Origin of the sequence: Microcoleus sp. D2_18a_D3, assembly GCF_036702455.1 — a bacterium.
Classification (GTDB): Bacteria; Cyanobacteriota; Cyanobacteriia; order Cyanobacteriales; family Microcoleaceae; genus Microcoleus.
Map to the genome: position 1 here is coordinate 63,290 of NZ_JAUBTK010000003.1, position 20,249 is coordinate 83,538.

General features: G+C 47.0%; 17 protein-coding genes. 5 read left to right on the forward strand and 12 right to left on the reverse strand.

The window, feature by feature from the left end; genetic code table 11:
- Positions 1 to 39 precede the first annotated feature (39 nt).
- A complete protein-coding gene (locus tag QUB06_RS02660; protein ID WP_333433992.1) occupies positions 40 to 1,098 on the reverse strand; it encodes an alpha/beta fold hydrolase in 1,059 nt (352 codons plus the stop codon).
- A gap of 118 nt (positions 1,099 to 1,216) precedes the next feature.
- A complete protein-coding gene (gene gatA, locus QUB06_RS02665) occupies positions 1,217 to 2,677 on the reverse strand; it encodes an Asp-tRNA(Asn)/Glu-tRNA(Gln) amidotransferase subunit GatA (protein WP_333433993.1) in 1,461 nt (486 codons plus the stop codon).
- 1,102 nt (positions 2,678 to 3,779) lie between these two features.
- Between gatA and QUB06_RS02670 the strand changes: the two genes are divergently transcribed.
- The 3 genes from QUB06_RS02670 to QUB06_RS02680 all read left to right on the forward strand — a co-directional run bounded on the left by QUB06_RS02670 (position 3,780) and on the right by QUB06_RS02680 (position 6,635).
- Positions 3,780 to 4,235: a helix-turn-helix domain-containing protein gene (locus QUB06_RS02670; protein ID WP_333434063.1), complete on the forward strand. Its 456-nt coding sequence runs from the start codon at positions 3,780 to 3,782 to the stop codon at positions 4,233 to 4,235.
- A gap of 206 nt (positions 4,236 to 4,441) precedes the next feature.
- Entirely contained in the window at positions 4,442 to 5,743 is a 1,302-nt protein-coding gene (locus QUB06_RS02675) for a serine hydrolase (RefSeq protein WP_333433994.1), read from the forward strand.
- A gap of 55 nt (positions 5,744 to 5,798) precedes the next feature.
- Positions 5,799 to 6,635, forward strand: coding sequence for an alpha/beta hydrolase (locus tag QUB06_RS02680; protein WP_333433995.1), 837 nt, complete (start codon positions 5,799 to 5,801; stop codon positions 6,633 to 6,635).
- A gap of 129 nt (positions 6,636 to 6,764) precedes the next feature.
- Here the strand turns inward: QUB06_RS02680 and QUB06_RS02685 are convergent, their stop codons facing one another.
- The 5 genes from QUB06_RS02685 to carA form a co-directional block, all read right to left on the reverse strand.
- Positions 6,765 to 7,043, reverse strand: coding sequence for a DUF1816 domain-containing protein (locus QUB06_RS02685; protein ID WP_333150821.1), 279 nt, complete (start codon positions 7,041 to 7,043; stop codon positions 6,765 to 6,767).
- A 293-nt stretch (positions 7,044 to 7,336) separates the two neighbouring features.
- The gene (gene rlmB, locus QUB06_RS02690) at positions 7,337 to 8,776 is read right to left on the reverse strand and encodes a 23S rRNA (guanosine(2251)-2'-O)-methyltransferase RlmB (protein ID WP_333433996.1); all 1,440 of its coding nucleotides are present in this window, start codon (positions 8,774 to 8,776) and stop codon (positions 7,337 to 7,339) included.
- Positions 8,777 to 9,030: 254 nt separating this feature from the next.
- Entirely contained in the window at positions 9,031 to 9,486 is a 456-nt protein-coding gene (locus QUB06_RS02695; RefSeq protein ID WP_333433997.1) for a ribonuclease III domain-containing protein, read from the reverse strand.
- A 383-nt stretch (positions 9,487 to 9,869) separates the two neighbouring features.
- Positions 9,870 to 10,226 (reverse strand): STAS domain-containing protein, encoded by a 357-nt coding sequence (locus tag QUB06_RS02700; protein WP_333037230.1) that lies wholly within the window; start codon positions 10,224 to 10,226, stop codon positions 9,870 to 9,872.
- Between the two features lie 181 nt (positions 10,227 to 10,407).
- The gene (gene carA / locus QUB06_RS02705) at positions 10,408 to 11,565 is read right to left on the reverse strand and encodes a glutamine-hydrolyzing carbamoyl-phosphate synthase small subunit (protein WP_333433998.1); all 1,158 of its coding nucleotides are present in this window, start codon (positions 11,563 to 11,565) and stop codon (positions 10,408 to 10,410) included.
- Between the two features lie 432 nt (positions 11,566 to 11,997).
- Between carA and QUB06_RS02710 the strand changes: the two genes are divergently transcribed.
- Positions 11,998 to 12,642 carry a retropepsin-like aspartic protease gene (locus QUB06_RS02710; protein WP_333433999.1) on the forward strand — a complete coding sequence of 215 codons (645 nt, stop codon included), beginning with the start codon at positions 11,998 to 12,000 and terminating at the stop codon, positions 12,640 to 12,642.
- A gap of 131 nt (positions 12,643 to 12,773) precedes the next feature.
- On the opposite strand, the gene QUB06_RS02715 is transcribed toward QUB06_RS02710, so the two are convergent.
- From QUB06_RS02715 to QUB06_RS02725, 3 genes are read right to left on the reverse strand one after another with little or no spacing between them, the layout of a single operon-like run.
- The gene (locus QUB06_RS02715; RefSeq protein ID WP_333434000.1) at positions 12,774 to 12,896 is read right to left on the reverse strand and encodes a hypothetical protein; all 123 of its coding nucleotides are present in this window, start codon (positions 12,894 to 12,896) and stop codon (positions 12,774 to 12,776) included.
- A complete protein-coding gene (gene trpD / locus QUB06_RS02720) occupies positions 12,893 to 14,008 on the reverse strand; it encodes an anthranilate phosphoribosyltransferase (protein ID WP_333434001.1) in 1,116 nt (371 codons plus the stop codon). The genes QUB06_RS02715 and trpD overlap by 4 nt, the downstream gene beginning before the upstream one ends.
- Positions 14,009 to 14,018: 10 nt before the next feature.
- Positions 14,019 to 14,189 (reverse strand): hypothetical protein, encoded by a 171-nt coding sequence (locus tag QUB06_RS02725; RefSeq protein ID WP_333434002.1) that lies wholly within the window; start codon positions 14,187 to 14,189, stop codon positions 14,019 to 14,021.
- 694 nt (positions 14,190 to 14,883) lie between these two features.
- On the opposite strand from QUB06_RS02725, the gene QUB06_RS02730 reads away from it, so the two are divergent.
- Complete coding sequence (locus QUB06_RS02730) at positions 14,884 to 17,865, forward strand: PAS domain S-box protein (RefSeq protein ID WP_333434003.1); 2,982 nt, start codon at positions 14,884 to 14,886, stop codon at positions 17,863 to 17,865.
- 220 nt (positions 17,866 to 18,085) lie between these two features.
- Here the strand turns inward: QUB06_RS02730 and QUB06_RS02735 are convergent, their stop codons facing one another.
- A complete protein-coding gene (locus QUB06_RS02735; RefSeq protein WP_333434004.1) occupies positions 18,086 to 19,855 on the reverse strand; it encodes an adenylate/guanylate cyclase domain-containing protein in 1,770 nt (589 codons plus the stop codon).
- On the reverse strand, positions 19,852 to 20,247 hold the full coding sequence (locus QUB06_RS02740) for a response regulator (protein WP_333289999.1): 396 nt from the start codon (positions 20,245 to 20,247) through the stop codon (positions 19,852 to 19,854). Before QUB06_RS02740 ends, QUB06_RS02735 begins: the two co-directional genes overlap by 4 nt.
- Positions 20,248 to 20,249 lie beyond the last annotated feature (2 nt).

Genomic DNA, 20,249 nt, shown 5'->3' on the forward strand with positions numbered 1-20,249 from the left:
AGATATTAAACTAAACCTGTTACCGCCAAGACCTTTTATCTACTTTGAAGAACCTAAAAATTGGCTCAGTATTTGCAGATATTCTGCGCCCCCGATCTGTGCCACATTAGTGTGACCTCCATCAGGAACTATGTACAACTGTTTGGGCTCAGGTGCTGCATCAAACAGTTTTTTGGTCATTTCCACTGGAACTACATGGTCAGCAGTCCCGTGAATAAAGAGCACGGGCATTTGCAGGCGATCGACTTTTGAAAGAGAATCAAACCGCTGTGTCAGCAAAAAATCGATCGGAAACATCCAAAACAGCCCTTTTTGGAAATTCACCATCGCCCGCGTCGAAGTAAAAGAGCCTTCTACGATTAACCCCGCAGCCTCCGGGTGACGCACGGCTAGATCGATCGCGATCGCCCCTCCCAAAGAATGACCGTAGAGATAAATTTGATTAGGGTTAATCCCCCGCTGTTTCACCAAATAATCCCAAGCAAGTTGAGCATCCTCATAAACCTGAGATTCACTCGGAAAATCGCCCTGGCTTTTTCCATAACCACGATAATCCATCACAAATACCGACAAACCTAATCGATGAAATCGATAAGCGTGTTCGACATTTGCTCCCACATTTGAAGCATTGCCGTGCAGGTACAAAACTACCCCCCCTAACCCCCCCTTGTTAAGGGGGGGAACCGGAGCGACGGCCCGTGTCTCACTTTGCGGGGACGTTCCGACTCCTCTAGCTCCCCCCCTTGGCAAGGGGGGGCTGGGGGGGGTATCCGAATCTCCGGTGTTAACAGAGGGCACAGCCTCCCCCTTTCTTGCTCCACCCCCAGCTTTGGGGGGGCTGGGGGGATTTTCCGAGGCAGGAATCCACCACCCGTGCACGCTGTCCACCCCGCCTGTTTTAGTTGGAATTGGCAGCCAAACATCTTGATATTTCAACTCAAAATCATCTGGCGTAGTTTCGATCGCGCGCGCGGGAAAAAAGATAAACTTACCTTGTGCTACAAATAGGAATACACAAGCAGCAGAATAAGCAACGGCCAACACTATCCCAAAAGCTATTAGCGATTTAGACAAAAGGAATACTAGCAACTTGTTCATAGATAGAGCACGCGGGAAAGTAGAGATCGCTCAAAAGCTAATGGCAAATGATTAATTCAGACAATTAGCCAAGATCGATTACTAACTTCCGCCGCAGCATTCCGCCCATTTTCAAAAATTAATGCAATTCCGGGTGGTGTAAGTGCCAATTTGTAGACTGTTCGTAAGCGTGAGCCACTTGAAACAACCTAGATTCTTGCAAAACATTACCAATCAGTTGTATACCCACGGGCAGTCCTTTCTCATCAAATCCGCAGGGCAAACTCAAAGCTGGCAAACCAGCAAGATTCACGGGAATAGTCATCAAATCTGACAAATACATACTCAGAGGATCATTGAATTTTTCGCCTGCCTTAAATGCGGTAGTAGGAGCAGTGGGACAGACTAAAACATCAACTTGAGAAAAAGCTTTTTCAAAGTCTTCTTTAATCAAAGTCCGAACTTTTTGAGCTTTTAGATAATAGGCATCGTAATATCCAGCCGACAATACGTAAGTGCCGATCGCAATCCGGCGTTTAACTTCCGCACCGAACCCTTGAGAGCGGGTTTTGGCATACATATCCAAAAGATTATCGGGATCTGGAGATCGGAAACCGTATTTAACTCCATCATATCGCGCCAAATTTGCCGAAGCTTCCGAGGGAGCAATAATGTAGTAAGTGGGCAAACCGTAGCGGAACCGGGGACAAGAAATGACTTGAATTTCTGCGCCCAATTGTTGAAATTGCTCGATCGCCTTAGTAACAGCGTCTTTAACCCCCGATTCCAGCCCGACACCAAAAGTTTCTTTAATTACACCAATTCTAATCTGACCCTTCGGTCGCAAACTGGGTCTTAAAGCTTGAGCGTAGTCAGGAATTGGGACATTAAGACTCGTGGAATCTCTCGGATCGTAACCGGCGATCGCCCCCAACAAAATCGCCGTATCCTCAACATTTCGGCCAAAGGGCCCGATTTGATCGAGAGAAGAAGCATAGGCCACCAAACCGTAGCGAGAAACCAACCCATAAGTCGGTTTCAGCCCCACCAACCCGCAAAAAGCAGCAGGTTGGCGGATTGATCCCCCAGTATCCGAACCCAAACTCACGACACATTCTCCAGCGGCTACCGCTGCGGCAGAACCGCCAGAAGACCCTCCGGGCACGCGCTCCAAGTCCCAAGGATTCGCGGTAACTTGATAAGCAGAAGTTTCCGTCGAGCTCCCCATTGCAAACTCGTCCATATTCGCCTTACCCACAATCACCGCACCGGCTGCTTGGAGTTTCGAGACGACGGTTGCATCGTAGGGAGGGACAAAATTCTCCAAAATCCGAGAGGCGCAGGTTGTGGGAACGCCCTCGGTGCACATATTATCTTTAACGGCGATCGGGATACCGGCCAACAGGCCAATTTGCTCTCCGGCTGCGATTTGGGCATCCACTTTATGGGCCTGCGCCAATGCGCTGTCTGCTGTCACGCACAGAAAGCTTTTCAACTTCGGCTCTAGCTGGGTAATTCGGTCTAATGCTTCTTGAGTAATTTCCACAGCAGAGCGTTCTTTATTGACCAGTTGTCGGTGCAACTCGCGGATGGATGCCATGCTCGTACCTTTATCATTTCTACTTTGAGACAATACAGTTAATATAACTGGCAATTGTACCTGCTTACAGCCCGAAGGCAAAGTCGGCTATTTTTGTGGCGAAAGTTCGAGCCTCGAAGAGGGCTCCGCTAACGGGCGATCGGTCATTTTATATACAATAGATTAAATTCCCAAAATCCCACGGGACACAAAATAGCGATCGAGTTTTTCACCTCATCTTTTAACCTACCAAGAATGCAACTGTATCAGGACTGATGCAAAAAGTGGTTTGACGCTAGATTTATATAAGTAAGGGGTAAGGTGTGCAATGCGGCCCCTACATAATTAGGTTCGGTATCCAAGAATGTCTATGCAATAGCGCAATCATTAGGAAATCAGTCCTTCCCAATTCTGTAATCTAAATTCTCAAATATTAGAGCCCAGTTTCTCTTCGACGCCACCAGGATTTATGGTAGAAAAAATGCAGGAAAAATAAACTAATCCTAGATTATGACTGCTTTATTCCGGGCAATATTCAGACTCTACTAAAATTTGTTTGTGTTATAAGAAAATTCCATCTAACAGAGAGGAGCTTTATTCTTAATAGCAGACTTACCAGCATCTGAAGATGATTTTTTACATAATTAATAGCGTCCTGCGACTCCCGAAAAAGATGAAATAAAAATATAAAATGATGCTAATAAAATATTAGAGAAAAACGCTCGATACCCTAATAATTAGGGTCAGATTAGGAAGAACACTTTTTTAGTCAAAAATGACTGAAAGTTATCAGTCATCCGAGTGAATTAATGGGGGCGGCGCGATCGAAGAAAATAGCGATCGACCTTTTCCGATACACGCCCATTGTGCCAGGGATCAAAAAGCCTGCCAGAAATCTGGGGTTCACAAAAAAGCTCGAAACCCTCACCGCCACGCCGAGGTCTCCTGTGGCGCGCACCTGCAAAAAAACAGCAGTCCTTCCTCAAGTGCGACTAGCTGCGTGCATCGGGGGTAAAAAAAGCTACTTATTTGCCACCACGATCCCCAGGAAAATAATTTCATCCGGAATTATCCCCAAAACCAAAGATATATGGTAAGAAGTTCCCGATGCCCCGTTGGAGGAATGCCACCTAAAGCTCACTTAGAATCCCACCTGACGGCAGAGGAACTCAAAATTCGCTACCGGCAGGCACAAAACACCACAGAGTCGCGCCGCTGGCACTTGCTGCTGTTAGTTTCCAGAAATTGGACTATCAAACAAGCAGCCCAAGTCGTAGGCCTCAACTACGACTACGCCAAAGAAATTGTCCAGCGCTACAACCGAGAAGGGCCTAACTCTGTGAGAAATCGCAGCGGAGACCGCCAGCCCCCTCCTGCGAAATCCTTGCTGAATCCTGAACAGCAAGAAGAACTGCGACAAGCGCTGCAAGGCCCAGCCCCCGACGGCGGAGACTGGACAGGCCCCAAAGTAGCTCGCTGGATTGCCGAAAAGACCGGTAGCGATCATGTCTGGCCCCAACGCGGCTGGGATTACCTCAAGCGGTTGGGTGCTGACTGGCGACGGCGGCGCAGAAAGTAGATAGTTCCCCATATTTAAAGGGGGTTGATTGCCTTCGTGCGATCGCTCCCTTTATTTTGGTTATTTTGCCACATTGGCGCGATCGAACTATTTTAGATTTTAGATTTTAGATTTTAGATTTGTTCTCCTATCTAAAATCTAAAACCGTTTGACTGATGTAACAATAGCTGCTTATATTGAATAGGGTTGTGTGGAGGATATTAAATATGCGAGATATCAGGTGTTTTTTGTCGATCGCCAACAAGATGGCGGCAGTAGTAGCCGGCATTGGACTGGTTCAGATGTTAACCATCGCAAGTTCATTCTCTCAATCATCTAACCCGCGTTCCCTAGACGAACTATACAAAATTCGCGATGGGCTGATCACCGAATTAGAACAACCCTCATCTCCCTCCCCAGAACCAACCCTGCTCTCGCGCTTAGTTCCCGTTGCCGCCAATCCTCAAGAACAACTGCTACAGCAGTTGCAAGCGGTGGAAGCTCAAATATTAGTAGAACAGAGGGCTAACGACAACTTACAGCAAGCAGTCCGTTTAGCTAACAGAGCCGTAGAAACTAAACGGCAGCAAAATAAGTCGATCGAATCTTCGCAGCAAACTCAATTTTTCTGGCATCAGGCCCTCAACAACTTGCAGGAAGTTCCTCAAAATTCATTTTTAGCTTCCCTCAGTGCCTCAAAAACTCAAGAATACCGGGAAAATTTAACAGCAGCAACCTCTCAAGTGCAGCAAGCAAAATCTGATTTGTTGGGTGCGCTTGCCAGGGAAAGCGGTTTGTCGGCTCAAGCTTCGATCGGCATTTGCAACCTTTCTAGAGAGTGCGTAAACCTGCGGGGCGATGTGCCTCCTGTCAGTCCAGCCAGCTTAATTAAATTGCCCATTGCTGTGGCGCTGATGCAAAAAGTCGATAAAGAAAAAATTAGTCTGAACCAGGAAGTATTAGTCACTCGCGGTAATTTCACCGAAGACGCATCGGCAAAGATTAGGTCTAATCGCAATTATCCGCTACAGCTACTGTTAGAAGAAATGATCTATCGCAGCAGCAATATCGCCACCAATCAACTAATCGATTATTTGGGATCGGATTACATCAATCAATATTTAGATAATAGCGGTTACGAAGTCACCCGCGTCAACTTCAAGTTGATGGGGGAAAGAATTATGCCCTCCAACCCCGGTTCTGGTCGCAACCGCCTGACTGCTAACGAACTCACCGAAATGATGGTGCAAATTTACAACGGCGAAACACCCGGTGCTAAACTGTTAATAGAAACTCTCAACCGCCAGTACGATCACGCTCTGGGATTTGCCGCCTTGCAAGGAACTAAAGCTCAGTGGTTGGGCGAAAAAACCGGTCAAAATTCCAAGGTGCTCGGCACAACTTTAGCGATGAGCATTGACGACGAGGCCTATGTGATTACTGTGATTGACAGCCGCAGCGGCGAGCTACAAATGCGCCAGTCTATTTCTAAAATTGCCGATTACATGGTCCGAAACCCCAGCTTTTGACCGCTGGAATATACAATTTATAGCGGGGACAACGCACCGCCCAAACAGTTAAAAAATGCCGCATCAACAACTCAGTGTTTCCGTCAAAGGCCAAGGGTTTCCGATTCTCTGCTTGCACGGCCATCCAGGTTCCGGCGATTGTATGTCGGTATTTACACAACACCTATCAAAGCGGTTCCAGACGATCGCCCCAGACTTGCGCGGCTACGGCAACAGCCGCACCTCAGCTTTCTTTGAAATGACCGATCATCTGGTCGATTTAGAAGCACTATTAGACAGATTAGGAGTCGATCGGTGTTTGGTGATTGGATGGTCTTTGGGAGGGATTTTAGCCCTGGAATTAGCCATGAAATATCCCCAGCGAGTCACCGGTTTGATTCTCCTTGCATCCGCAGCCAAACCACGAGGAAGTCACCCTCCCATCTCTTGGCAAGATAACCTTTACACAGGTTTAGCCGGAATTATCAATTGGGCCCTACCCGGTTGGCAGTGGAATATTGATACTTTTGCTAGGCGATCGCTCTTTCGCTACTTGATACAGCAGCATACAGCCACCCCTTACCGCTATTTAGCACAGGCAGGTACCCCCGCCTACCTCAAGACTTCCAACACGGCCACCAAGGCGTTAAATACCGCTCTGAGGGCTGGATACGATCGACTGATGCACCTGGGCGACATTCATTGTCCGTGCTTGGTGTTGGCCGGAGAGGGCGATCGGCACATCACCTCCGCATCCAGTTTAGAAACCGCCCGCCACCTCCAGGATTGTCAGTGGCAGTGCTATCCCAATACAGCCCACTTGTTCCCTTGGGAAATTCCCGATCGGGTACTCGCAGACATCGATCGCTGGATTGAGAGTCACCCCGAAGCAGTTGGCAATTGCGAGTGTTGAGTTTTGAGTTTGTCACAAGCAATTTATCACGCAACACTCAAGAGTTTTGAAGTTATAACTAACAACTCAAAACCGCACAGCGTTGCGAGGGAAGCGTAGCCCTCTCAAAACTCAAAATTCCCCCGGCTTCTACTGACCGCTCAAAACCGGCCACAGCCCTCCATCACCAAGCTTTCCCAAATCTTCTGCAACCGTTAAAGTAATTGGTTTGCAGCGGTGAATCGAAACACTAACACCTTCTGCCCCTTCATTTTCTATGTCTTCTACATATCCTGCTTTTGCAGCTTCCGCCTCTCCATTGGTTAAGAACGGGCCAAAATAGTAAATGCACCGCGGCGCTGAAGTTTTAACTTCAACCCACCAAGCCAATCCGAAAAAATTGAGCAAGCTAATCAAGAATTCTTTCATGTGCTTTTCTAATGTATTTGACGGTGTTTTCAGGGTGCTGCGAACACGCCTAGGCTGTTGTTATTTACACGTGGCTGACTGCTGCCAAGAACCGATCCAAACCTATTTAAATATATCTAAATAGATTTGTGTCGAATTCCTGTTTGAATGTAGGGGCAAGACCCCTTCTACTTTCGCCTGAACAAGTAACGACAGTCGATCGGCTATCCTTACTTGTTCCCGGTGTGGTGCCACTCCATTCTGGGCGGCATTCACAATAAGCTACTCTGTTGTGCTCTTTTTTTCAACCACCTTTACGATCCGTGTACGTGAAACTTTTTGGGCCCGCGCTGGCGGTAAATTTCGTATAAAGCCATCCCCGTTGCTACCGAGACATTCAGGCTAGGAGTATGGCCCCTTAAAGGAATTGAAACTAATCCGTCACATCCGCGCTGTATCAAAAGGCTCAAACCGTCAGCTTCACCACCCACCACTAAAACAGTGGGCCCGGAGAACTTGACTGTCTCTATAGATTGACCGACGCCTGCTGCAGTGCCATAAATCCAGAATCCAGCCTCTTTCAGTTCTTCCAGCGCCCGGTTAAGATTGACAACCCTGGCCACGGGCAGGCTTTCCAATGCCCCTGCTGCCACTTTTCTCACTGCCGAGGTAATCCCAACAGCGCGCCGCTGCGGAATCACCATCCCCTGAGATCCCAATGCTTCTGCGGTGCGAATAATCGCCCCTAGATTGTGCGGGTCGTTGAGTCCTTCTGCTACCACAATTACTGGATCTTCGCAAGCCGACTTAGCCTTTGCGATCAGTTCGCTCAAATCCAGGTATTCGTAAGCTGATACTTGAGCGGCTACGCCTTGGTGGTTTGCTTTGCGCGTGATGTAGTCGAGGCGCAAATCGTCAACTTCGTCAATGATGCTGCCGTTGGCTTTGGCTTCTGTTAGCAAGCTGTGAAAGCGGGGATCGTAGCGCAGGTGGGGAACAACCCAGATCCGGTTGAGGACTTGGTTTGTTTCTAAAGCTGCTTGCACCGCATGGCGGCCGTAAATCATGTCGTCTGTGTCTGCGTCTGGTTGCACGACTGTATTTGAGGCACTGTCAACAGGGCGAGTGTCTCTGTCTTTGTCTCTGTCTCTGAAATGGTTGCCCCGGAATTCCTGCGGGCTATTGTCTTTGTCTCTGTCTTTGTAATAATTGCCCCTGGATTCCTGGGGGCTGCTGTCTCTGTTTCTGTCTCGGAAATTGTTGCGGGCCGGCTGCGGGCTGCTGTCTCTGTCTCTATCTCGGAAATTGTTGCGGACTGGCGGCGGGCTGCTGTCTCTGTCTCTGTCTCGGAAATTGTTGCGGACCGGCTGCGGGCTGCTGTCTCTGTCTCTGTCTCTGTCTCTGTCTCGGAAATTGTTGCGGGCCGGCTGCGGGCTGCTGTCTCTGTCTGGGTAATAATTGCCCCTCGATTCCTGCGGGCTGCTGTCTCTGTCTTGGAAAGTATTATTTCTGCGAAGGGATGGTTGGCTGTCGGAATCGGCTCTCCGTTTGAAAATTGCTCTCACGGGCATTTCTCGCGATTGCGGGGCGAAGGTCGATCGCTTTTGAGGCGCGTCTACTCCGCGAGTGTCGGGACGGGGCTTGCGTTCAAAGCGGGGAGAGGATGGTTGTGAGTCCTGACGGCGGCCTTCGCTTTTGAATGGCTTACTGTCGGAATTCGATCGCGAAAAGTTGGGTTTGGTAAATTTTCTCATTGGTTTCTTGTGCTCAAAACGTTTTGGCTGAAGGCTAGTCGATTGTAGATTGTAGATGTGAGATTCTTGATTGAGGGAGCAATCTTTGGGCTTTGAGATTTGAGATAGTCTAGCGAGGGAGCAAGGATTTTGCTGTGTTCAAATAGCTAGTTAATAACTGATAAATCTTGTTTTGCCGATCGAGATTTTTGCGGTTTTATGTTAGCCGTGCCAGGATGGTTAATTAACCCCTCCCCATTCCCAACTCTTAACTGCTAAATCATTTCCTTCTCAAGTTCTAAAAGTGCCAGAATCTCGGTCAATCTTTCGGGATCGGTGAGGTACAAATATCCGATCAAAGTTTCTAAGCTGCTGGCTTGTTGGTATATCTCTGGATCTGCTCGCTTGGAACGGCCCGCTGCAGCATTGCGGCCGCGCTTGACAATTGCTAATTCTGTACTGTTCAAGTAAGGAGAGATCGATCGCAAATGACGCGCTTGAGTTTCGGCTCGTACTTGCCCCACCACTAATTCGTGATAAGCTTGCAATCTTTTGGGTGGGACTAAGTACGAACTGCGAACGTAGAGTTCGTACACTGCATCTCCCAAATATGCCCAGGCTGCGGGCGAAATTCTTTCTATTTCTGCTGGTGTAGCCCTCGCAGGATGCACTCGATTTAAACTGATATCCGTCAGACTCAGTTTGAGCCCGTCATCTGCGATCGGCGACATACTTTTTTAAATAAAACTTCCGCACAGCTTGGTTTTTGTAGTCACTTACTTATTTCGTCTTTCATCACTTCAGCAATTATAGCTTTCCCAGGAGTGTTCGCTGTCAGATCACGAAGCGAGATATATAGGCAAAGCTTGGCGCGACGATGGCACTCCTAAAAAAGGCTTTTTACCAAAGCGGGATGCTCTAATTTTTATACCATTTTTTCGCGTGTTTGCCACACATATTTTACTGCCCATCCACCGAAACTCTAAGCATCGGGGAAATAGCGGCTGGCGCGTGTCGCAGCTTCTGGGAAAATCGGTATTGTTTTACCAACAAAAAAATAAAAATTGGCTATCCAGCGTTGAGAACCGGATAGCTAATTTAATTCACTTTGGCGTCAAGCATCCTTGACGTTTTTTACCGCCTCATCAACCGAAGGCTGCAAAGACAAAAATTTCTCTAAGCGAACCAGTTTAACAGTCTGAGTTACGCGGGGATTTGAGACAATTTGCAATGTCCCTTCCAAGGTTTGGGCTTTTTTGACAAGTTGCACAAGTGCGCCCAAGCCTGAACTATCCACAAAGTCTATCTGAGACAAGTCCAAAATTACGTGTTTTGGGCCCTCGTCAATACATTTGCTTATTACCTTCCGAAAAGTTGCCTCAGAAAAAGCGTCCAGCAGGCCCGTCAGGCGAAATAACTGATAGTTATTCTTGACTTCGCGAGTGCCTCTGAGGCTAACGGTCAGGGTCAATGACTCAGGAATGACACCCTCCTAGCTAGATATGGCTTAAAGTCGAGGCTTCATTATAGGAGTTTTTTGGTCTTTTGTCTACAGTTTTTTAGTCATGAGTCATTAGTCATTAGTCATTAGTCAGAAGCGATCGACACAAACAGCCTCTGATGACTACTGACTAATTACTGCTGACTAAGGACTATTTACTGCTGGCTACTTTCTGATTGTCTCGCATTGACTGCACGAATCGATCGAATAAATAGTCGGCGTCGTGCGGGCCCGGACTGGCTTCCGGGTGGTACTGGACTGAGAACAGTGGCAGAGTTTTATGCTTCAATCCGGCTACAGTGCGATCGTTCAAATTGAGATGAGTAATTTCTACTTCGGGGGCTAGGGAATCGGGGTCGATCGCAAAACCGTGATTTTGGCTAGTAATTTCTACTTGCTCAGTTAAACCCGCTGGATGATTCAATCCCCGATGGCCGAACTTAAGTTTAAAAGTTTCTGCGCCCAAGGAAAGTCCCAAAATTTGGTGTCCCATGCAGATGCCGAATACGGGTTTGTCCGACTTTAACAAAGCTTTCGCAGTCGCGATCCCTTCCGTTACCGCCGCCGGATCTCCGGGGCCGTTGGACAGAAAAATGCCGTCCGGGTTGTATTTGAGGATTTCCTCCGGCGACGTGTCAGCGGGGACAACGATTACCCGACACCCGTAACTCGCCAGACGCCGCAGGATGTTGCGCTTGATCCCAAAGTCTAGCGCTACCACCGTCCACATTTCGCCGTTAGTAGGTTTGACTGTAGGACTGAACTCCCAAACCGAGTCCGTGGCTTCAGACCACTCGTAAACCTTGCGGGTGGTGACTTCCCGAACCAGATTGAGCCCGTCCATGCTGGGGGCGTCTTGTACTAGCTCCAAAAGCTCTGCTTGGTCGAGAATCGTGGTCGAAATGCCACCGTTGATCGCTCCCACCGTGCGAATTTTGCGAGTGAGGGCGCGGGTGTCGATCCCGTAAATGCCGGGGATATCGTACTGTTTTAGGTAGTCTTGCAGAGATTGCGAGCAGCGCCAGTTGCTGGGGCGGCTGCATACGTTGCGGGCGATCGCACCTCGAATTTGCGGGCGCGAGGATTCTTCGTCTTCGAGATTTACCCCGGTATTGCCCAATTCTGGATAAGTAAAAGTTACAATTTGACCACAATAGCTGGGATCGGTCAATACTTCTTGGTAGCCCGTCATTCCCGTATTAAATACTACCTCGCCAACGACGGTGGCGTCAGCGCCAAACGACCAGCCGCGGTAAGCAGTACCGTCAGCCAGGACTAGGAGAGCGGGTTGTGCAGTTGAAAGTGACATGGCATCCTTAATTACTTTCGTTTGGTTTCATTCTTACCACTGCCAGGGATTTGATGCTAGTCGGCAATATACAGATATTATTTTAATTTGTGCAAGGGGTCGGAAAAGCAAAGCACTTATGCCACAGGTAATCAAAAAGCAGCAATACAGCAGTTCGCAATCTTGGTGAGGTATGCCCTATGCCCTATGCCCTATGCCCTATGCCCTATGCCCTATGCCCTATGCCCTATGCCCTATGCCCTATGCCCGCTTATAAAGCGTGTACCTCATGTTACTGAGAAAGGCTATAAGTGCAAATTCTCCATCTCCCCCCGCGCCAGCAATTTCTCTGCCAGCAGCTTAGGTGGCGGGCGGAAATTCTCTATCTATACCAAATCTATACCAAAAGGCAGTTGTCGCTGTTACGATCGAGCTACAGCGTTTAATCAAACTATGGCCAGCAAATCTCCCTTGCCTTTACTCTCAAACTCAAAAAAGCCTCTACCGATCCCTCACAACCTGCGCCAACCTTTACTGGTTTTAGCAGGGGTTATTTCTCTGAGCAGTTCAATTTTAGTAGGGACTGTTGCCAACTCCTCGCGAGCAGTGGCTCAAGAAAGTGAGGGATGCTTCATGCGGAGCTCGTCAGGCAGAACCGTCAACCTCAGCCAATCAGTCTGCGGTTTTCTCCCTAAAGAATTGACTCCCAGCACTTCGGCGGCCGCAAAGTCGGGAGTGTTTCAGGCAAAAATCAAACGCCGAGAGGCTAATATCCCCGTCATAGAAGTCACGTTTAACGGCAAACAAAAGTTCGAGATGATGGTAGATTCTGGAGCTAGTGGCACAGTAATTACACCAGCAATGGCTAAAGCCTTGGGCGTTGTTCTCCAGGGAACAGTGCAAGCACAAACTCCCAACGGAGTAGCTACTTTTCCCCTCGGTCGCCTGACTTCTATGGAAGCTGGGGGTCTGGCGGTTAACAATGTAGTTGTCGCAGTCTCGCCATCCCTAGATATCGGACTGTTGGGTCACGACTTTTTTGGTAATAAAGATGTGACTATTAAGCAAGATGTCATTGAATTTCGATCGCGCTCTTAAACAGAAGGAAGAAGGAAGAGGGAAGAAGGAAGAAGGAAGAAGGAAGAAGGATTTTTTTTACTAACCAACAAGAAGAGAAGAGAGAAAAAAGTTTCCCAACTTGAAAAAGTATGAATGCAGAAGGCTGAGTTTTAGACGGTTTGAGCGGGAAGATTTTGGCGTTCTAAATTTTTCTTTACTTCTTCCCTCTTCCTTCTTCCCTCTTCCTTCTTCCCTCTTCCTTCTTCCCTCTTCCTTCTTCCTTCTTCCTTCATTTCAAAAACTCAATCAACTGCTGCAACTTCAACCAAGATTCACCGCTCAATAAAATGTCCTTAGCCATAGAAACTCCTGCTGCGTGAGAACCCATAGGAATTGCGCCTCCCACCTGAAAAGCCAAAGACGCATTCAAAGCTACAACATCCATTTGTGCGGGCGTACCTTTGCCTTGCAAAACGTTCCGCAAAATCTCGGCGTTTTCCTCAACATTTCCGCCTTTTAACGAGCCGATCGCACTTGGTGTCAATCCTACCTTTTGGGGGTCTAAAGTAGTGAGTTCCACTTTGCCATCCGACAAAACGGCCAAATCAGTCACATCTCCCAACCCCGCCTCGTCCAACTTTTCTCTGCCGTGAACGACTACAGCTAACTCAGTCCCCAACTCGCCCAAAGCTTGGGCAATAGTTGATACCAGACTAGGATCGAACACCCCAATTACCTGCCCTGTAGGGCGCATAGGATTGACAAGGGGCCCTAATAGGTTAAAAATAGTCCGCACCTTCAAAGTGCGCCGGAGCGACGCTACAGCCTTAAGTGCGGGATGCCACCCAGGGGCAAATAAAAAGGTGATGCCTACTTCGTCTACCGCAGCTTTTACCTTCGCGGGATCGGCGTTGAGGTTGACTCCGAGTGCTTCCAACACGTCAGCAGAACCCACTTTGCTCGATGCGGAGCGATTTCCGTGTTTCGCGACTCGAACTTTGCCGGCGGCGGCCACAAAAGCGACAGCAGTGGAAATGTTAAACGTGGAAGCGCCGTCGCCACCTGTGCCGCAAGTATCAATTAATTTGAGATTGGAGATTGAGGATTTGGGATTGAAAACGCTCTCCGACTCGCCTGCAAGCGACTGAGAATCCAATACCTGAGCCATTCCTACCAATTCTGGGGCAGAGATGCCTTTGGCTTGGATGGCCGCTAAAATTGCTCCTGAAAGGACGGGGGGAATAGCTTCTGCTAGCCATCCCTGCATCAAGTCGGCTGCTTGGGCGCGTGAGAGAGATTGTCTGTCTAATAGTTGTTGCAGGAGGGCTGGCCACACAGGAGAATCCGCCGTCTGGGTTGAAGCAAGGGATAACTCTGGCGTTGCTAGGAGAGGAGAATCTGTCATTTATTAGTTTTTAGTCAAATTTAGCTCGATCGAGCTTTGCGGCCAAACCGAGAATCGATCGGGATTTTACCAGACTTGCCGACCACATTTTGCGCGATCGCACCCAGATTTTTGCCCAACTGCCAGCACCGCTACAGAATTTTTCCCCCCACAGCAGCAGAATATGAATTTTTTGATACAACAATTACCCTATTGTTGTGCCAACTTTACATAGAAACCCCTGATCATACAACTGCCAGCCCGCAGTCTGCTGTATTATCTATCAGCAAGAATACTTAACAGTAACTCAGAGAACCCAAAGACCGATAAAAGTTTCCTACAGGAGTTGCGGAGACCCAAAAATTTTAGATTTTAGGAGAACCCCAGATTCATCTGTGGAGTCAACTTTCATCTAAAATATAAAATCTCAAATCGACTGACAGCTCCGACAGTGAGCATTTAGCTCATACAGGCGGGTTAGTTGTCTTGGGTAAGAGTCGATCCCACTCTCACCCAAATCCTAAAAATACACTTTTGCGGTTGTAGAAGTCGCAGCCTTTTATTGTAACAACATCCTTGCTACTAACTTATTTCAGGGTATTCAACTGCTAATATATTCAGGGAGATTTCAAGGAGCAGGTTTTGCTCGAACACCTGCACCGCAGGCCGATCGATATGCCAATGCGATCGTGACAGCCAGTCAAGCCTCAAATAAATACCCGAACAACTAAACTTTCTGCAGCAACCACTAACAACTAACAGCCCAGTAGGACAGATGAATAAACACACTCGTCTCCGGCTGCGACACACCATCTTTCAGCCTAACTAACGGCTCAAATTTAACAGGCGGTAGACCAAAAATATTCACCTCACACACAAGAGCAGGGTATTCACAAGTGGGAAATCAAAAATTAGAAAATAAAGCGATAGAATGCCTGAATGTCGCGGAGGCACTGCACCAAATGGAAGCAAAATATTATAGTATGTTTGAAAATGCTGTGTCTGGTATTTTTCAAACAACTCAATCCGGTCGCTACATCAGCGCTAACCCAGCTTTGGCTCGAATCTACGGATATAATTCCGCCGAGGAATTAATGGGCTGTCTGACTGATATCAGCCATCAGCTTTACGTCAATCCCGATCGCCGCGATCAGTTTGTTTATGCTTTGCAAGAACAGGGCATCGTATCGGATTTTGAGTCGCAGATTTATCGCCGAGACGGAACAATAATTTGGATCGCTGAGAATGCGCGGGCTGTCTGCGATGAAGCAGGTAAATTGCTCTACTACGAAGGTTTTGTAGAAGATATCACCCAGCGCAAGCAAGCAGAATCTGGACTTCGAGAAAGCGAAGAACGCCTGCGCTTAATAATTGAAGGCGTTAAGGATTACGCTATATTCATGTTAGATCCTGATGGGTATGTAGCTAGCTGGAATTCAGGTGCAGAACGCATTTTGGGATACAGAGCTCATGAAATAGTCGGCAATAATGCGGAGTGTTTTTTCACGAAAGAAGATATTGAAATCGGCAAGCCCCAAGAAAAATTAATCAGGGCAGTGGCAGAAGGTAGATACGAAAATGAAGGCTGGCGGCTTCGCAAAGACGGATCAAGATTTTGGGCGAATATTATTGTTACTCCTTTGCGCGATGAAAGGGGAAAGTTGCAGGGCTTTTCTCAAGTAATGCAGGATATTACTGAGCAAAAGCGGGCGGCTGAGGAAAAGATGCAGTTGATTGCTTCTTTGCAGGCGTCGGAAAAAAAGTTTCGCACTTTGTACGAATCGACGACTGATGCGGTAATGCTGCTAGACGAAGAGGGTTTTTTGGATTGCAATCCGGCTACTTTAAAGTTATTTGGATGCAGCACTGAGTCGGAGTTTTGCGGCAAGCATCCTGCCGAATTTAGCCCGCCGTTGCAACCGGACGGACAAGATTCTATGAGTCTTTCTCAAGAGCGAATTAATACGGCTCTGCGATCGGGAAATTGCCGTTTTGACTGGCGGCACTGCCGTTTGGATGGTTCTGAGTTTCCGGCGGAAGTGCTGCTAACTTCTATGGATATCGGCGGCAAAATAGGGCTGCAAGGCGTGGTGCGCGATATCACTTATCGGGTGCAGGCTGAGGAAGCGCTGAAGCAGGCTAATGAGGTATTGGAATGGCGGGTTAAAGAGCGGACAAGTCAGTTGGAAGAGGCTATTAAAAAGTTGAGATTATCGGAAGAAAAGTTTTCTAAGGCTTTTCGGTCGAGTCCAGATCCGATGATTATTACTACTTTTGCTGAGGGTCGTTTTATAGAAGTTAATGATAGTTTTCTGTCGATGACTGGTTACAGTTTAGAAGAAACGACCTGGAATACAGTACCGGGGTTAAATATTTGGGTAAGGCCTGAAAATAGACTTAATTTTAGGCGAAGTTTGCACGAACAAGGTGTTGTTCGCAATCAGGAATGCGAGTTTCGGATGAAGTCGGGATCGGTGGTGGTGTGTTTGCTGTCAGCGGAATTGATTAATTTGGACGGCGAACTTTGTATGCTGGCGGTGATGACAGATATTACCGATCGCAAACACGCCGAAGAAGCCCTACGGGAAAGCCAGCGGGCCTTGGCGACGCTGATGAGCAATTTGCCGGGAATGGCCTACCGTTTTCGCAACGATGCCGATCGCAGTATGGAGTTTGTCAGCGAAGGTTGCTATCAGTTAGCCGGCTATTCTCCTGAAGAATTTATCGGCACTCGGCAAGTTTCTATATCGGAATTGACTCACCCGGACGATCGCGAGAATTTGTGGAATGCCGTGCAAGTTGCCTTACAAGAAAATCGACCCTATCAGCTAAATTACCGAATTACTACTAAAAACGGCGAATTAAAATGGGTTTGGGAGCAAGGTTTGGGAGTGTTTTCCGACTCTGGAGAATTGATAGCCTTGGAAGGGTTAATTACTGATATTTCCGAGCAGAAACGCAGTGAAGAAGCTTTGCGGCGATCGCAAACAGAGTTAACCAAACAAAAACTTCAACTCGAAAATACTTTGCACGAATTGCAGCAAACTCAAGCTCAATTGATTCACACGGAGAAAATGTCTACTCTCGGTCAAATGGTAGCCGGTGTTGCTCACGAAATTAACAATCCCGTTAGCAGCGTCTGCGGCAATCTCGTCCACGTGGGCCACTACACCGAAGATTTGCTGAATTTGCTCGATATGTACCAGAAGCACTGCCCGCAGCCGCCGGCAGCAATTCAAAATCAAATTAAGGATATCGAATTAGAGTTTCTGCTAGAAGATTTGCCGAAAGCGATGTCTTCGATGCAGGTTGGGGCCGATCGCATTCGGGAAATCGTGCGATCGCTCAGAAATTTCTCCCGCAAAGACGATTCTCAAATGAGCAAAGTTAACCTGCACGAAGGGATTGAAGGAACGTTGCTGATTCTGCAAAGTCGCCTGAAAGCCAGAGGTAACTATCCTGAAATTGCGGTAATTAAGGACTATGGAAATTTGCCTTTGGTTGAGTGTTATGCCGGGAAAATCAATCAGGTATTTATGAATTTGATCGGAAATGCGATCGACGCGATCGAGGAATACAACGAAGGGCGTTCAGTTGCCGAAGTCAAAGCTAACCGCAGCAAGATTAAAATTAGGACTGAAGTCCAAAACTCCAATGCTGTAATTAGGATTTCTGACAACGGCCCCGGTATGCCCGAAGAAGTTTCCCAGCAGTTATTCGAGGCTTTTTTTACCACCAAACCCGCCGGCAAAGGCACCGGTTTGGGCCTGTCTATTTCCTACAAAGTTATCGAAGAACACGGTGGCAAACTTAGCTGCGTGTCTGCACTCGGCCACGGAGCCGAGTTTATCATAGAATTGCCGATCGAACAACCGTAGTCAGCAGTCATTAGTCATTAGTCATTAGTCCTTAATCAATAGTCAGTAGTCAGTAGTCAGTAATCAGTAGTCATTAGTCAGCAGTCATTAGTCATTAGTCATTAATCATTAGTCAGCAGTCAGTAGTCCTTGGTTATTACTAAAAATCACCAACTAACAACTGTCAACTACCAACTGACAACTGACAACTGTCAACTGTCAACTGTCAACTGTCAACTAACTACTGACACCTTTCCCAATAAATTCGAGCCACCTTATCCCCCGGATTTTGCCCCAAACAATCCGCAAAAAGTCCCGCAGCTTCCCTAAAATTATTCATATTGTACAAAGACAAAGCCTCAGTAAATATTTCCCTAGTCCCTAACTTCCCCGCTTTAACTTCCGGCAAATCCGCATCAAAAACTTCATAAACAGTCACCCATTCAGACTTACCCTTAACCTGAACTTTATCAATTACCCGAATAGCATAATCAGCAGGATTTGTCAAGCGATCGAAAGTCTGCTGAGTAATTAACAGCGACAGCCCGTAATTCTTCGTCAAACTTTCAATCCGAGAAGCCAAATTAACCGCATCGCTAATCACAGTACCGTCCATCCGGCTTTTTCCGCCCACTATACCCAGAATCAAAGAACCAGTATTGATTCCCACCCCAATCTCCACTGGCACATAACCCACAGAAGCGCGATCTCGATTGTATTCAGCAAGAGTATGCAGCATCGCAATTCCCGCTTTCAAAGCATCATCCGCCCCCTCGCTAAACAAAGCCATAATTGCATCACCAATATACTTATCAATAAACCCCTGATTTTCCACAATCAGCGGTTCCATTCGACTCAGAAAAGAATTGATAAATTTGAAATTTTCTTCCGGTGTCATTTGTTCCGAAAGAGTAGTGAAATCGCGGATGTCAGAAAACAAAACTGACATTTCCAACTCTACCGCTTCTCCCAATTTAATATCAACAATACTGTCACATCCCAAAAAAGATAAAAACTGATTGGGTACAAAGCGACTTGTCGCCTCCGCAATTTCTAATTCTGCATCCAGTGAAATTTCCAAATTGCAATTGACCTCAAAGAGATCCTCGATGAACTTTTGGCGTTCTGCCTCAGCTTCTTTGCGTTCCGTGATATCTTGAATAGTGTGGATAGCATAAACAATATTTCCTTGTTGATCGTAGATGGGAGTAGCGAAGATTTCTAGGGGAATAATCTTGTCGCCTTGATGAAATTCTGCATCGTCAGCCGTAGCACTTTCCCCATTCAAGGCGCGCACGATGGGCAAATTCTCCGTAGGATACTTTTGATTTGTGCCTGCTTGATAGAGTTGATAAACCTCTGACAATTGCTTGGAACTGGTATCGGGTACAACTCCTTTACCAAATATCTCTTTTGCTTTCCGATTGATGTAGTAAGGTTGGCCGTCCGCATCCAGCACACCCACACCAATCGGCATTGCTTCCAAAAACTGTGTCAACCGATTTTCGTTTTCGTGTAGTTTAGCAATGAATACGGTTTGCTGGCTGTTTAACTCGGCCAACTCCTGATTTATTTGCTGGAGTTGGGCGTTTTGTTGTGTCAGTTGTTTATCTTGAAGATAACTATTTAGCGCTTCTCTAACCGTCAATTTCAAGTCTTCAGCTTGCCAAGGTTTGGTAATATAACGATATAAGTTTGCAGAGTTGATAGCATTGGCGATCGCCCCAATATCTGCTTGTCCTGTCAGCATAATTTTTATAGTTTTAGGCGAAATTAGATGAGCCTGTTTCAACAGCTCATCTCCCTTCATATCAGGCATAATGTGGTCGGAAATAATTAAAGGAATTTCATCCCCCTCCTCTAGCAATTCTTCAATTAACTCTAATGCCTCTTGCCCACCTTCAGCAATTTCGATTATATAATCATTGCCAACAGCCTCTTGCAGTTCTGCTTTGAGGCTCCTGAGTACAGTTTTTTCATCATCAACACAGATAATTACCTGTTGGCTCATAGTTTAGATAAACCAGATTTAATAGTTTCTAGCAAATCGGATTCCAACCAAGGTTTAGATAAGCAACAATGAAGGTTAGCCTGTTTTTTTGCTCTGTCAATTGCTACTTCATCAGCTTGACCTGTTAGCAAAATTTTAATAACCTTGGGATATTCCTTGTGAATTTGAATCAGCAACTCATCTCCCCTGATACCGGGCATTAACCAATCAGAAATAATCACAATAACGCTAATTCCCTCCTCGTTGAGGTCATTAATTACATCTAAAGCCTCCTCAGCATCCTCAGCCCCTTCATAGATGTAGGCATCCCCAAATGCTGATGCTAGCTGCGTCCTGAGACTGTCTAACACCATTCTCTCGTCGTCAACGCACAAAATAACTGGTTTAGACATCT

Bases quoted from the DNA above. Each gene is read 5' to 3' on its own strand.
- QUB06_RS02740 (WP_333289999.1), bottom strand. From the start codon at position 20,247: ATGTCTAAACCAGTTATTTTGTGCGTTGACGACGAGAGAATGGTGTTA.
- QUB06_RS02660 (WP_333433992.1), bottom strand. From the start codon at position 1,098: ATGAACAAGTTGCTAGTATTCCTTTTGTCTAAATCGCTAATAGCTTTT.
- carA (WP_333433998.1), bottom strand. From the start codon at position 11,565: ATGTCACTTTCAACTGCACAACCCGCTCTCCTAGTCCTGGCTGACGGT.
- QUB06_RS02710 (WP_333433999.1), top strand. From the start codon at position 11,998: ATGGCCAGCAAATCTCCCTTGCCTTTACTCTCAAACTCAAAAAAGCCT.
- QUB06_RS02735 (WP_333434004.1), bottom strand. From the start codon at position 19,855: ATGAGCCAACAGGTAATTATCTGTGTTGATGATGAAAAAACTGTACTC.
- trpD (WP_333434001.1), bottom strand. From the start codon at position 14,008: ATGACAGATTCTCCTCTCCTAGCAACGCCAGAGTTATCCCTTGCTTCA.
- QUB06_RS02670 (WP_333434063.1), top strand. From the start codon at position 3,780: ATGCCACCTAAAGCTCACTTAGAATCCCACCTGACGGCAGAGGAACTC.
- QUB06_RS02680 (WP_333433995.1), top strand. From the start codon at position 5,799: ATGCCGCATCAACAACTCAGTGTTTCCGTCAAAGGCCAAGGGTTTCCG.
- rlmB (WP_333433996.1), bottom strand. From the start codon at position 8,776: ATGAGAAAATTTACCAAACCCAACTTTTCGCGATCGAATTCCGACAGT.
- QUB06_RS02675 (WP_333433994.1), top strand. From the start codon at position 4,442: ATGCGAGATATCAGGTGTTTTTTGTCGATCGCCAACAAGATGGCGGCA.
- QUB06_RS02695 (WP_333433997.1), bottom strand. From the start codon at position 9,486: ATGTCGCCGATCGCAGATGACGGGCTCAAACTGAGTCTGACGGATATC.
- QUB06_RS02715 (WP_333434000.1), bottom strand. From the start codon at position 12,896: ATGAAGGAAGAAGGAAGAAGGAAGAGGGAAGAAGGAAGAGGGAAGAAG.
- QUB06_RS02685 (WP_333150821.1), bottom strand. From the start codon at position 7,043: ATGAAAGAATTCTTGATTAGCTTGCTCAATTTTTTCGGATTGGCTTGG.
- gatA (WP_333433993.1), bottom strand. From the start codon at position 2,677: ATGGCATCCATCCGCGAGTTGCACCGACAACTGGTCAATAAAGAACGC.